Consider the following 12,884-nt stretch of genomic DNA (forward strand, 5'->3'; position numbering starts at 1 on the left):
AGAAGCTCGCAAATTTTTTTTGGATAGGAAAGAGCAAATTTTGCGATTATCCTGACGTGAGTATTCATCTGTGGAGTCCGCCATGCCTTTGAGTTATACCCCACCCGCTGACATTAAAAATTTTCAAGGCATGATCAGTTCGGCTCCGGCCATGTTTCAATTTTTTGAAATGCTGAAAAAGGCCGCGAACACGGATGCACCCGTTCTTATCCGCGGGGAATCCGGAACGGGGAAAGAGCTGGCAGCCCGGGCCATTCACACGTTGAGCCGGCGGGCGCAGGGGCCTTTTCACGCGGTTAACTGTGCGACCCTGACCCGCGAACTGGCCATTTCCGAGCTCTTTGGCCACGTAAAGGGAGCTTTTACCGGCGCGTCCCACAATCGCAAGGGCCTCTTCGAAGTCTCGCACAAGGGCTCGCTCTTTCTGGATGAAATCGTGGAAATTCCCCTCGACGTCCAGCCGCGGCTTCTGCGCGTTCTGCAGGAACATACGTTCACAGCTTTGGGTTCCACGACGCCCAAGGCTGTGGATGTGCGCCTTATTTCAGCGACGCATGAATCCTTAAGACAGGTGGTGGAAGATCAAAGATTCCGCGCTGACCTCATGTACCGCGTGCGGGTCATTCCCCTGTTCCTGCCGCCTCTGCGGGAAAGGGGCCAGGATATTCCCATGCTCGCCCACCTTTTTCTGCAGCAGCTGAACGAGCAGTCCATGCGCAAAGTTCAACGCATTCGGGCGGAAGCCCTCGAAGCCATGCAATCCTATGGCTGGCCCGGCAATATTCGCGAACTTCGTAATGTCATGGAATATGCTCATGTGATGGGCGAAGGCCCCGATGTGACCCTTCATGATCTGACCCCCGAACTCCGCGGCGAATCACCGCCAGGTGTCGAGGATAATGTGAAGACCAAGGAGCGGCGCCGCATCCTTGAAGCCCTGGATGCAACAGCGGGCTCACGGCATGAAGCGGCTGAAAAACTGGGAATGAGTCGCGCCACGCTCTGGCGCAAGATGCGGGAATATCGCTTGGATGGTCGTTAGACCTTACGCGCGAGCACGAAGATTTCCCGGTTGCCTTCCCGGCCCGTCACCTGGCTATCCACGCTCTTCAAAAATTCAAGACCTTCACGCTGCATGGCCTGAAGCGCTATCTTCAAAGCCGCCTGACGGCTCGCATCATCCGACACGACTCCACCTTCAGGCACAGCATCCGCGGACAACTCAAACTGCGGTTTCACCAGAATCAAAAAATGCACTGCATGGGCAGGCACCGCTGCGCATATTGCTGGCAGTAGGCGATCCACGGAATTAAAACTGATATCCGCGACCACCCAATTGATCTCTGCATCAATGACCTCGGTCACCTGACGAATATCACACTGTTCCTTCACCACCACCCTGGGATCCGTCCTCAGTTTCCAGGCCAGCTGATTATGCCCGACATCCAGAGCGTAAACTTTCTTCGCGCCCAGCTGCAGGCAGCAATCGGTAAAGCCTCCAGTCGAAGCCCCGCAATCCAAAACCGTGGCTCCGGAAACCAGGGACGCCAGCCCCAAATCCTGGATGGCCCCCCAGAGTTTGTCCCCGCCCCGGCTGACAAAACGTTTCTGGTCTTTCAAACGCAGGTTTTGTCCATCCCGGACCGGCTGGCCCGGTTTATCCATTCTTTGCTCGTCCACCAGGACCTGGCCGGCCATAATAAGGGCCCGCGCCTCGGCCAAATCCCCCACCAGACCCAGGGCAACCAGGCGCTCATCCAGGCGATATTTATCCTTTTTTTCCGATTTCGCCATGCGTCTTTGGGGACCTCCTGAATCACGCGGTTTCCGCAATCTTTTCCCACGGTTTACTGACAAGCGCAAGTTTGGACTCAATATTTTCAAGACTCTGCCGATGATTCATCATCTGATGTTGACTACAGCCCCTGTCGGGAGGATCGGTGCATTATGTCGAAGGGAACGCTTAAAATTCTATTTGTGGACGAGAAGCGGATCACATCCGACCTCGAAAAGGCCGGTTACCGCAAGGTCGGAGCCCACATCAGCCAAGCCACCAACTTCGGCCAGGCCAAGGAAATGCTCCATAAGGAAGCGGCTGACGTCATCGTCATTAACTTTGATTATGCAGAGATTGATGCGGTCAGCATGTGTGAGCATTTCAAAAAGCAGGCCGAGACCGCCGCGATTCCCGTGATCTTCACGAGCGTTCAGCCCCTGCCCAAGCGCGTGACTGCACGCGACAACGGTCCGGACCTTTTCATTGAAACGCCAGTTCCCCGTGAATTCTTCATCGAGCAGGTGCGCAACCTCCTGGAAGAAAAAATCCGTGGCACCGAACGCGTGAATCATGAAGGTTCCGTGTCCTTCGAACATCAGGGCAAGACTTACGAATGCAGCATTCAGGACGTGTCCAAGTCCGGCATTCTTCTGACGACGGAAATGGACATCCCTGCTGGCACCAAGCTGGGCCTCAGCTTCTCGCTGCCGGGCTATAAAAAACCCATCAAGGTCGAAGGCGAAGTCGTGCGCCGCATCAATGCCGACACACGCAAGAACACGCCGGCCGGCCTTGGCATCCGCTTCGAGGATTTCAACGGTGATTCGCAAAAACGCCTGGAAAAATACATAGCCAAGAGCCAGCACGACGATCCGAAACTCGTCTATTATCTATAATTCGATCGACCCGGGGCGCCCCATTCAAATGGCGGCGCCTTCCCCAGATCGCGCCATGCAAATAGCGGCGCCTTCCCCAGATCGCGCCATTCAAATAGCGTCGCCTTCCCCTGACCGATTCTTCTTATACTGCTCCAGATAGATCAGTGAATTCACATAGCCATCGCGATAGCGAACGGCCGTGAACATGACCTCACGCAGACTTTTCGGAACCCCAACGATCCGTCCGCCAATCGCAATTTCCACGTTGGGATCAATTACGCCGCGCACAATCAGAATCGCCATATCATTCCAGCGAATTTTCTTCTGCGTGGTCTCGGCCAGCTTCTCGATTTTCTCGAGCAGCTTCTTGCCTTTGATCAGTCGCTTTTCGATCTTCTGAATCCGCTCCCCGGTGGCCTTCTTCTTGGTCAGATCATCGAACTCATACTGGCGATCGGTTACGAAGCGCTTGAGCTTGGCTTCGCGTCCGCGCAGGATGGTCGTGCGATGTTCAAGCCGCCAGTCACTGCCGACCCGGCACTGGGTTTTTTCACCGTCGGCGAAACCCAGATCCTGGGTGCGAATTCCGGTTTCGCTGACCACGACACCGCCACCGATCAGGCCTTTGGATCCGCCTTTGACCACGATCTCGCCAGCCACTTTGCAGTCACTATTCAGGATGGACTGCTCGACTTCCAGCATGCCTTCCACCAGCACCCGGCTATTTTCAATAAAGAGCGCATTCACATCACCGCCTGCATGCACCATGCCTTCGCGTGAGGTGACGATGCCTTTGCCCACGCTCAAATCCCCACCGCAGCGAACCCGCGATCGGCCGATTCCCCCGCGAACGATCAAGTCACCCTGCGCGTAAACACGGGCGCCGTTATCAATGCTGCCTTTGACTTCGACCGTTCCATCGAAGGTGATATCCCCGGTTTTCAGGTTCACATCCCCGCGATGCACATACACCTTCAGACAGGAAATGGTATGCCTTTCAATCTTGGGCATCCCACGCAGCAGGGCATAATAACGTCCATCCTCGCGACGCTCCACACCGGGCCCCACAGTGATCGTGTAGCTCGTCTGCTTGACCGTCGCGTGCAAAGGTCGCCCCATGATGTCCATTCCGGTCTTGCCATCGCGAAAGCGAAGCTCGGCAATCGCATCTCCGGTGTCGACGACTTTTTTATTCTGGGCTGACCTCATATCGATGACGTTGTCCGTCTCTTCCACTTTTTTTTCCAGATAGAGCGGATGCAGATAGGTTTGATCCCCGGCCTTGGCGGGAATACCGCGGGCCACGATCTGATTTTTAATGCTCTGCCCCAGAGCCACAAGGCTCATGATTTTATCCAGGAACCCTTCATGGCCATAGCGAATGCCGGCTTCCGCCACGGCGTCCTCCAGCCATTTTTTGTCCTGATCGTAATCACCGGACTGCAGTTTAGCGTCGTCGGCCCAGCTGACATGCGCTTCCAGATTATCTGGATTGATCTCGATTTCAATCAACCTGTCAGCAGCCGCGACCGCCTTCTCAAGAGGCTTGCCGCCTGGGGCCGGGCGCGCCGCCTTGGAAGGTTCCGGTGATGCCGCCTGGGGTTTCCCATCTTTTTTCGGTGCGGATGCAGCTGTTGCCGCGCCCTTGATCGCAATGGGCAGGCCAACGGGCAGGCCGAAACCAAAGCTTTCCGGCATCGCACTCAGTTCTTTCAAGACCTCGGCGTATTCCCGGCTCATCACATGATAGTCGGGCAGCGCGGCCTTGTTTTTTTCCATGAATGCCTGCACCTGGGCCTGGATTTTCTTGTGACCGCTGGTCTGGATCAATTCCGCCTGGCTGATCCAAAGCATGAGGGTCCCGCGGGTTTTATCCAGGGAAAATTTCAAAGGCGGCAGCTCATCATCAAGCTCCTGCGCGGCGAGCACGACGTTCTGAATTTTCTCACCGCGCATCGCCCGCCAGTAGTTTTCCAGAATGCGAAGCTCAAGCATGGGGGACGTGTAGGGTTCCAAACCTATCTGCTTTTGGATGAAGGCATGAAAACGCGGCCAACCGATTTTACTGACAACATCCGGGGCGCACTGAATGCTGAGGTTCCATTCCTTTGCGGCTCCAGGCTTCAGCAGAATGTCCTTATAGTTGCGAAAGCCATGGGCTATGCAGAACTGGGCATTCTTGTTGTCCAGATCCTCATGCTCGCGCAGGTGATTCCAAAACTGCTGGAACGCGTTTTCGTAAAGCACAAAGGTTTCGATATTGCCCTTGCTTGCCTCATCCTCAAGTTTGGCTTTGGCTCTTTTATACAAATCCTTGGGGGGTTTGCGATCTTCGCGCACCAACTCCGCGGAAAAGCTGACGCGAACCTGATTGCTGACTGCAGCGTACACCAAACGGATGTCCTGCTCCACGCATCACTCCTTGCCGTGGCCTAACTGTTTTTATGAGGTACCGTAGATTCATGATAGGGCTTTGACGTCGCCCTGCGCAATCAGGATATCGAGGCAGGCTCGGAGGCGGGGTTTGATTTGCGATTTTCGGCTTTGACAACCAGCTGACCGCAGGCGGCTGCAATGTCCTGACCCTTGCTGTAGCGGATCATCACGCGCACACCGGCCGCGTTGATGCGATCCCGGAAGCGTTCGAGGGATTCAGGATCCGGACCTTGAAAGCGGCTGGGCTCGACTTCATTGAGCGGGATCAGATTCAATTTCACCGGCACGCCCTGCAGCAGCTCCACGATGCGGTCGGCATGTTCAAAGCTGTCGTTGACGCCACGAATCACGGTGTACTGGACCAGAAGGCAGGCATCGTCATCCCGCTGCCGATAGAATTCCCGCAGATAGTCAAGGATGATGCCGATCGGCCAGCGACGATTGATCGGCATCAGCTGGGAACGTTCGCGTTCGGTGGTGGCATGCAGGCTCAAAGCCAGCGACACCTTGGGGAAGCGCTCCAAAAGAATTTTCAAACCATCCAGATGCCCGGCGGTCGACACGGAAATTTTCCGCAGAGCCAGATTCAAACCCATGGGATCAGAAAGAATACGTAGAGCCTGGGACACGCCCTCTATATTATCAAGGGGCTCGCCCATACCCATGAAGACGATATTGGAAATGGCAGCAAACCAGGGATAGCCGCGTTCCTCGCGCCAGGAGGCATGCTCGCGAATCCATTTTTGAGCCAAAACCACCTGGGCCGCGATTTCACCCGCGGTCAGATTGCGTTTGAGGCCCATGCGCCCTGTGTGACAGAAGGTGCAGGCCATCGCACATCCGACCTGGCTTGATATGCAGAGGGTGATACGTTTTTTCTCGGGCATCAGAACCGATTCCACAAGGGAACCATCTTCCATGCGCACCAGAAATTTCACGGTCCCGTCGTAGCGTGAAAGCGATTCCTCGGCGATGCTCGCTTCATTGCAGCGCATGTCAGAACGCAGATGTTCGGCCAGAACCAAAGGCAGGCCGGCCGTTTCCCAAGGCGCCCTATCGAAGTCTTTGAAGAGACGGCGATACAGTGTTTTGGCATGAACAGTGGGCACGCCAAGGCGTGTGCAATACTGCTCAAGATCGGCTAAGCTTTGGCTGTACATGTCCTGCATGACGGGTCTTCCTCTGAGGCCCCTACCATAGTGATAAAAGCCGAGCCATGCAAGACCAAGACATTGAAATCAGCCCCGATCAATTCCCTGCAACGCGGTCCGATGTCGCTATCGAGCCATGTCGCCGCTCCAGGTGCTCCGCCATCTCATTCAGGGCGACCACCAGCTCCTGCATTTCATCCCCCTTGCGGATCACGATGCGATGGCTGTATTCCCCGCGGGTGACCGCCTCGATGAACTTCTGCACCGACACGAGTGGACCCGAATACTTATGGCGGGACCTTATGATCAGGATCACCATAGCGACGATATAAGCCAAAATGGAGAGAATCAGGAAGATAACATTTCGCATCAGGATGTCATTGAACACCAGCTCGTGTTTCAGCTCGGGGTTCACGACCTTAAAGATCTCGGCTACGCTCTGGTACTGCTGTTCAAAGGCCTGGTAGATGAAAAAGCTCGCGCAGCCCAGGAAAATCAGGGTCGTGGCGATGACCTGCACACCGAAGCGCGAATGCCAGAAGAACTCCGTCAGCATCGGGACGAGGCGACGACCGTGATCGACAGGAGAAGGACTCATAGGGCGGATGCCTCCGAATAGGGCTGGGCGTGGATTGCTGACACATTGACAGTGTGCCTTGAGCGGCGAAAAGGGGGCAAGAAAAATCTTGCCTTTTTCGTGGAACGCCGTTAGGCTCCTGGCTCCGGTCACAACCTTAACGTGTGGAGTGGACATTGCACGGGTCAAGACACAGAAGAAAACATCCTAAAGGTCGTCGTAAAGTTGGTCGTAAGAAGCGTCGTATGATGCGCCTGCGTCGAGCATTACGGACCAAATAATGTGTTGAGGCCTGCTCGTTGGTCATGGACCTTTCGAGTTCAAGCCTCACGCTGGTCAAGAGCAGCCGGAAGAAAAGGGCGTCCCCTTGTTTTTCCGGCTGCTCTTTATTTTTTTGGGCTTATTCCCAAAGTTTCGCTCGTCTTTGATGAATCCATAAATCAGATCCTTTGCTGAATCCTGAAGTTCGAGAAAAAGGAGACAGCTCTTTCCATAAGATGCCCCACGCCGCACGTCCGCCGCTACGTCAATCTCTTCCAAAAATTTTGCATTTCGATCGGCCAGGCCGTAAGCTGTTTTAAAGAGCAAAACTCAACAAAACAAAAGCGTACACGCGCTGCGTTCACCATTTCCTTTTCAAGGGGGCGACGATGCTGGACTTTATTCTCGAATTGGAAGCGGTGCTGAAAATCTGGCCGGACAGTGTCAAATGGAGTCTGGTCCAGATCGCAGAACAAACCCATACAAAAGTCCCGCACGTCGTCGAATACCTGACCGACGCCTTGAATAAAAATCCGGATGTGCACGACCCCCTGAGCTACAACGAGGTTCATAAAGCCTTCGTGGTGCTGCGCGATCGTCATAAGGTTCAGCTGGAAGCCCTGCAGGAGCGTGAGCGCAAAGCGGTTCAGAATGCAGTCGATGCCTATGGCCAGGTGATGGAAAAAGTCCGCTTGATGGAGATGACCCGCAATCGTCGCGGCGCCTATCGCACTTTGAACTACACCTACGGCAACTACCTGGAGCTTTTGCCTCCGGACATCAAAACCCAGATCTGCAATGACTGTCTGCGCATCGGCATCAAGGAAAAGATCAACTTCCAGGAACTCTCGCAGTGGCTGCAGCGAGGCATCCAGCATCTGATGGAGAGCCCAAGTCGCGATTCAGTCGAAGACGCGCTTGACTTTCTTGATGCCTACGGAGACTATTTTCTCACGGAAGCCCATGGCAAGGGTGAGAAGTTTCTCACCAATCTCCTTTTGAGATTGAAACCAGCGGCGATGGAGTTTGATCTTTCTCCCAAGCTGAATGAGGTGGCGGGAGACTTTAAGCTCGTCGAAGTCATGGATGTGTTTGTATGATGCGTTGATGCCTGCCAGGAGGCTATGAATTCTCGGGCACGCGTTGACGTTTTAATGCGCCAACGCTGACGAGGATGAGCCAGCCCCTCTTTCATCCTCCCAGCCGATTTTGGCGCAGGGAGTTGAACTGACCTTGAAGAAGAAAACCAAGAAGCCAGCCCAAGCCAGCAAGTCGGCACGCACCAAGAAGACCCCTGTTAAAACAGCAGCCCCCAAACCCGAGTTGACGACGCGGCTCCCCCAGGCTTTATCTGCGGAACAGGTCTACGCCAGCTGCCCTACTGATAGATTCAATTTCAAAACCACGGATGAGCTGGAAAGTTCAAACGATATCATTGCCCAGGACCGTGCGATTCGCGCGATCAACATGGGTTTGAGCATCAAGCGTCCGGGTTACAATATTTATGTGGCCGGCATCGAAGGCACGGGCAAGACCAGTGTCATCCGCCAGTTCCTGGAAAAATGGTCGGCGGATTCGCCCCCACCCTATGACTGGGTCTACCTCTATAACTTCCAGGATATCGAGGTTCCGCGCGCCATCAAATTACCGCGTGGGGAAGGCCGCAAACTGAAGAAGAATATGGAGCAGCTGGTCAAGGCGCTCCGTTCTGAAATCCCCGTGGCCCTTCAGAGCGAAGACTACGAGAACGCGGTCAACACCTATATTTCCTCGGCCAATGATATTAAATCCAAGCTTTACAGCGAACTCGAGAAGCTGGCCAAGGCCAAGGATTTCGTGATCAAATCGACCCGCATGGGCATTGAAACCATACCCATCGTCGACGGCCGCCCCCTCACCGAACGCGATTACTCCAAGCTTGCCGAAGATGAGCGCGGCGAAATCGAAGGCCGCCGGTCGGAATTGGAACCCGAGGTTCTCGATTTCGCGCGGAAAGTCCGGGCCATTGATAAGGAAACGAGCGAGCAGCTGGAGAACCTGCGGAGTTCGATCGGCGAGCAGATTATTTCGGCCCTGATCATACCTCTTTTAGAGGAATACGGAGCCTTTTCTGAGATCCTCGAATACATCGAGCAGGTGCGCGAGGACGTGAAGGAAAACCTTTTGGAGTTCGTCGAAGACGAGCAGCCGACTGGCGAGGATGCCTACCTGATCGAGGACAAGGATAAGTTCACCAAGTACAAGGTGAATGTCTTCGTGGATAACAGCAAGATCGAAAAAGCGCCGGTCATTATTGAAAACAACCCGACCTATTATAATCTTTTCGGCAAGATCGAAAAGAACGTCGAGCACGGGATGTACCTGACCGACTTTACCATGATCAAGGCGGGCGCGATTCACCGGGCGAACGGTGGATACCTCGTTTTGAATGCGCTCGATATTTTCCGGCCGGGGAATGTGTGGGAATCCCTGAAAAGAATACTGCGCAACCGCAAGGGCTTTATCGAGGACATGGGCGAGCAGTATTCGCTGCTGCCGACCTCGGGCCTGCGGCCGGAGCCGGTGCCTTTGGATCTGAAGGTTATCCTGATCGGTACGGACGAGATCTACCACATCCTTTACCAGCAGGACGAGGAGTTCCAGAAGATCTTCAAGATCAAGGCCGACTTTGATTTTAAGATGGAGCGGAACAACGATAATATCATGAGCTACGTGAACTTCATCGCAACGCGCACAAGGCGGGAGGAGCTTTTGCCCTTCGATAAATCCGCCGTGGCGGCGATCGTCGAATACGGTTCACGTTTGATTGAAGATCAGAACCTTCTTTCCACGCAGTTCGGCGAGCTGAAGGATCTGACGATTGAAGCGGATTTCATGGCCAAAGAGCGCGGGCATCCCATCGTCCAGCGTGCGGACGTGGAAGATGCTCTGGATCAGAAATACTACCGTTTGAATCTGCAGGAGGAGTATCTGCTCCGCCTCGTCAAGCAGCAGGATATTTTGATTTCGGTCGACGGCACCCGGGTGGGGCAGATCAATGGTCTCGCGGTCTATGATTATTCCGATTATTCCTTCGGTAAAATCGCGCGGATCACCTGTACAACTTCGCCCAGCAAACGTGGGATCCTGAATATCGAGCGGCAGGCGCGTCTGTCGGGGAAGATCCATGATAAGGCGGTGATGATCATCGCGGGTTATTTCAAGGCGGTTTTCCCGCGGAATAAGGCGCATGCTTTTACCGCAAGCGTCTGCTTTGAGCAGAACTACGGGATGATCGACGGGGATTCTGCGACTCTGGCTGAAGTCATTGCGATTATCAGCTCACTCGCGCGAGTGCCTATTCGTCAGAATCTTGCGATCACAGGTTCGATGAACCAGTTCGGGGAAGTGCAGACGATTGGGGGCGTGAACGAGAAGATCGAGGGCTTCTGGAAGATCTGTGACCTTGTCGGGCGCAGCGAGAAGTATACGGTGATAATTCCGGCAGCGAATGCGCAGAATCTGATGCTGCATAAGAAAACTCAGGCGGCGGTGCAAGCCGGACGCCTCGAGATCATTCCCGTATCGCATATTGCTGAGGCCTTTGAGATTGCCACGGGTGTTCCGCTGGGCGTCCGTGACGTTCATGGGGACAGCGTCCTGCTCAAGGACAGTGCGCTGGATCGGGCGCTTATCTGGATGGACAAGGCCGAGGAAGATGCTCACCACGACTGATCGCGAAGGACTTATCCGCGTCCTGAAAGCCCGGCAGACGGCTCAGGACGCGATTCATGATTTTTTTCGAAGCCGCGATTATCTCAGCCTCGATACCCCGATTGCCGTAAAAAGTCCGGGGACCGAGGTTCACCTTGGGTATTTTGCCACCGATTGGCATGATTTCCGGGGAGATGAGACGCGGCTTTATCTGCGTTCCAGCCCCGAGCTTCATCTGAAGCAGGCTTTGGCCTTGGGTTTGGAGCGGGTTTATCACCTGGGGAAATGTTTTCGAAATCACGGGGAGCTGGCCGACTGGCATCACCCGGAATTCACCATGCTGGAGTTTTATCAGAATGGGATCAGTCTTGCTGATTTCATGACCCTGACCGCCGAGCTGGTGCAGTCCGTGGCCGTTGGTTTGCAGAGTGCAGGTTTCGTCGTGCGTATGCCGAAGGTGAAGCCCGACCGTTTGTCGATGTTTGAAGCCTTTTCCCGCTGGGCCGGGATTGAACTCGTCGATGGCGATCCGGATCTGGCCCGTAAGGGTTTGTTGAAAGGTTTCCCTTCGCTGCGGGTGGATGATGATTTTGAGACGGCTTATTTTAAGATCCTTCTTGATGTTATCGAACCGCGGCTTAAGGAAGAGGAAGCTGTCTTCCTTTATGATTATCCGGCGTCTCAGTGTGCTCTGGCGCGCGTGGCGAATGGTCGGGCCCAGCGTTTCGAGCTTTATTTGCAGGGTGTGGAGCTCTGCAATGCGTTTGATGAATTGCTGGATCCTGCTGCAAATCGGGAGAGGATCCGAAGCAGCAATGAGCAGCGCGAGAAACTCGGCCATGGGGCTGTGCCGGAGGATGAGGATTTCTTTGCGGCCTTGGAGCAAAAGTTAAAACCTTGCTCCGGGAATGCTTTGGGTTTTGATCGTCTTCTTGCCCTTTTGTTAGGTGAGAAGAATCTCGACCGGGTGGTGCCCTTCCGTTGGAACAAGCCCTGGTCGCGGGTTATTCGGTAAGTTCCTCGGGCAACTCAGCCAATTCAAGATCCAGCTTCTGGAGGCGAAGCAATAGGTAGACGTAACTATCAGCTGTCGTCTCTACATTCCATCGAAAGAGGGCTCCCAAAAAGGGAATGGAACCAAGCCAGGGAATGCGGGATTCTTCAAAACCCGCGGTTCTTGCCTGGATTTGTCCCACCATCTGAAGTTGATCGAGCGTTAACCATGTTTCGGTCTGCATGCCCGAGCGATCGAGGGCTCTCTGGTCACCGCGTGGTCGGCTGATCTGAAGATTGAGTGAAGCCTTGACGGTATCACCTCTCTGTTCCACCAGCTTCACCTGCAGCATAAATCCCACGGCCTTCCAAATCTCCAGCGTCTGATCCCGCTGCGGGGCCAGCGTCGCGATATCCATGCCGTCGCTGACTTCCAGGGAACTCCCGAGGTTCAAGGCAAGACGCGGCCGGGCCAGGATTTTGGTATCATTTCGGTGCGAAAGTCCCTGTAAGAAGACCTCGATACTGTCCTGCGGCAGAAGTCGAATCGGGCCTAGATGCAGCGGATTACTCAAATCAGAGTCACTATTTTTCTGCGCGACCGCAACCACCTCCAATCGAAAGCGCCCGTCTACCTCTTCCTGACAGCGAACCTGGGTCGGGGCTCCATAGCGTTCCTTAATCCAATCGCGCCACTGCTGATCTCTCTTGGGGTCAGGGACAAGGCAGGGGCTTTCCAGTATCACAAACCCATCAGCATCAACAGAGGTCTTTTGAGCCTTTAATTCCTGGGAAATGCGCTCGGCCGCCAGCTGTCTTGCGTTCATGGACAGCGTTGCCCGAAAACGGCACGGGGGATTTTTATCACAGATATCCCGCGCCTTATGCAGCCAGCTCAAGGAATCACTTTGTCCCATAACAGCTGAAGACGCGTCATCACAGCGAATCCCGGGCTCATTGCAGACAAGGCTCTTCCAACGATCCACTTTCTCAGTTTCACTGCGGCTGGCAACATCGACGATCCAGCTTTGCTGCACCACACCTTTTGCATCTACCGCCCGAAGATAAACCAGTCCCGAACGCAAGGCCACGACCTGATATTCCCCTTTGCCCTGCTC

Annotated in this window: 10 protein-coding genes; 5 read left to right on the forward strand and 5 right to left on the reverse strand. The window is 54.5% G+C overall.

Annotated features, from left to right (window positions below; genetic code table 11):
- The first annotated feature begins 82 nt into the window (after positions 1-82).
- On the forward strand, positions 83-1,042 hold the full coding sequence (locus tag VFO10_RS25560; RefSeq protein ID WP_325144841.1) for a sigma-54 dependent transcriptional regulator: 960 nt from the start codon (positions 83-85) through the stop codon (positions 1,040-1,042).
- On the opposite strand, the gene VFO10_RS25565 is transcribed toward VFO10_RS25560, so the two are convergent.
- Complete coding sequence (locus VFO10_RS25565; protein ID WP_325144842.1) at positions 1,039-1,794, reverse strand: TlyA family RNA methyltransferase; 756 nt, start codon at positions 1,792-1,794, stop codon at positions 1,039-1,041. The genes VFO10_RS25560 and VFO10_RS25565 overlap by 4 nt on opposite strands.
- 153 nt (positions 1,795-1,947) lie before the next feature.
- Here VFO10_RS25565 and VFO10_RS25570 point away from each other — a divergent pair, with 153 nt between their 5' ends.
- The gene (locus VFO10_RS25570; protein WP_325144843.1) at positions 1,948-2,673 is read left to right on the forward strand and encodes a PilZ domain-containing protein; all 726 of its coding nucleotides are present in this window, start codon (positions 1,948-1,950) and stop codon (positions 2,671-2,673) included.
- 90 nt (positions 2,674-2,763) lie between these two features.
- Here the strand turns inward: VFO10_RS25570 and VFO10_RS25575 are convergent, their stop codons facing one another.
- The 3 genes from VFO10_RS25575 to VFO10_RS25585 all read right to left on the reverse strand — a co-directional run bounded on the left by VFO10_RS25575 (position 2,764) and on the right by VFO10_RS25585 (position 6,840).
- The gene (locus tag VFO10_RS25575; protein WP_325144844.1) at positions 2,764-5,067 is read right to left on the reverse strand and encodes a FapA family protein; all 2,304 of its coding nucleotides are present in this window, start codon (positions 5,065-5,067) and stop codon (positions 2,764-2,766) included.
- Between the two features lie 80 nt (positions 5,068-5,147).
- A complete protein-coding gene (gene rlmN, locus VFO10_RS25580) occupies positions 5,148-6,260 on the reverse strand; it encodes a 23S rRNA (adenine(2503)-C(2))-methyltransferase RlmN (RefSeq protein ID WP_325144845.1) in 1,113 nt (370 codons plus the stop codon).
- 79 nt (positions 6,261-6,339) lie between these two features.
- Positions 6,340-6,840: a HAMP domain-containing protein gene (locus VFO10_RS25585; RefSeq protein WP_325144846.1), complete on the reverse strand. Its 501-nt coding sequence runs from the start codon at positions 6,838-6,840 to the stop codon at positions 6,340-6,342.
- A 629-nt stretch (positions 6,841-7,469) separates the two neighbouring features.
- Between VFO10_RS25585 and VFO10_RS25590 the strand changes: the two genes are divergently transcribed.
- The 3 genes from VFO10_RS25590 (at position 7,470) to VFO10_RS25600 (ending at position 11,788) form a co-directional block, all read left to right on the forward strand.
- Complete coding sequence (locus VFO10_RS25590) at positions 7,470-8,180, forward strand: hypothetical protein (RefSeq protein ID WP_325144847.1); 711 nt, start codon at positions 7,470-7,472, stop codon at positions 8,178-8,180.
- A 133-nt stretch (positions 8,181-8,313) separates the two neighbouring features.
- Positions 8,314-10,794, forward strand: coding sequence for an ATP-binding protein (locus VFO10_RS25595; RefSeq protein WP_325144848.1), 2,481 nt, complete (start codon positions 8,314-8,316; stop codon positions 10,792-10,794).
- Entirely contained in the window at positions 10,778-11,788 is a 1,011-nt protein-coding gene (locus VFO10_RS25600) for an amino acid--tRNA ligase-related protein (protein ID WP_325144849.1), read from the forward strand. Before VFO10_RS25595 ends, VFO10_RS25600 begins: the two co-directional genes overlap by 17 nt.
- On the opposite strand, the gene VFO10_RS25605 is transcribed toward VFO10_RS25600, so the two are convergent.
- Positions 11,778-12,884, reverse strand: a 1,107-nt coding sequence (locus VFO10_RS25605; RefSeq protein WP_325144850.1) for a hypothetical protein, incomplete at its 5' end; no start/stop codon positions are given. The genes VFO10_RS25600 and VFO10_RS25605 overlap by 11 nt on opposite strands.

Origin of the sequence: Oligoflexus sp., from assembly GCF_035712445.1 — a bacterium.
In the GTDB taxonomy this organism is placed as follows: domain Bacteria; phylum Bdellovibrionota_B; class Oligoflexia; order Oligoflexales; family Oligoflexaceae; genus Oligoflexus.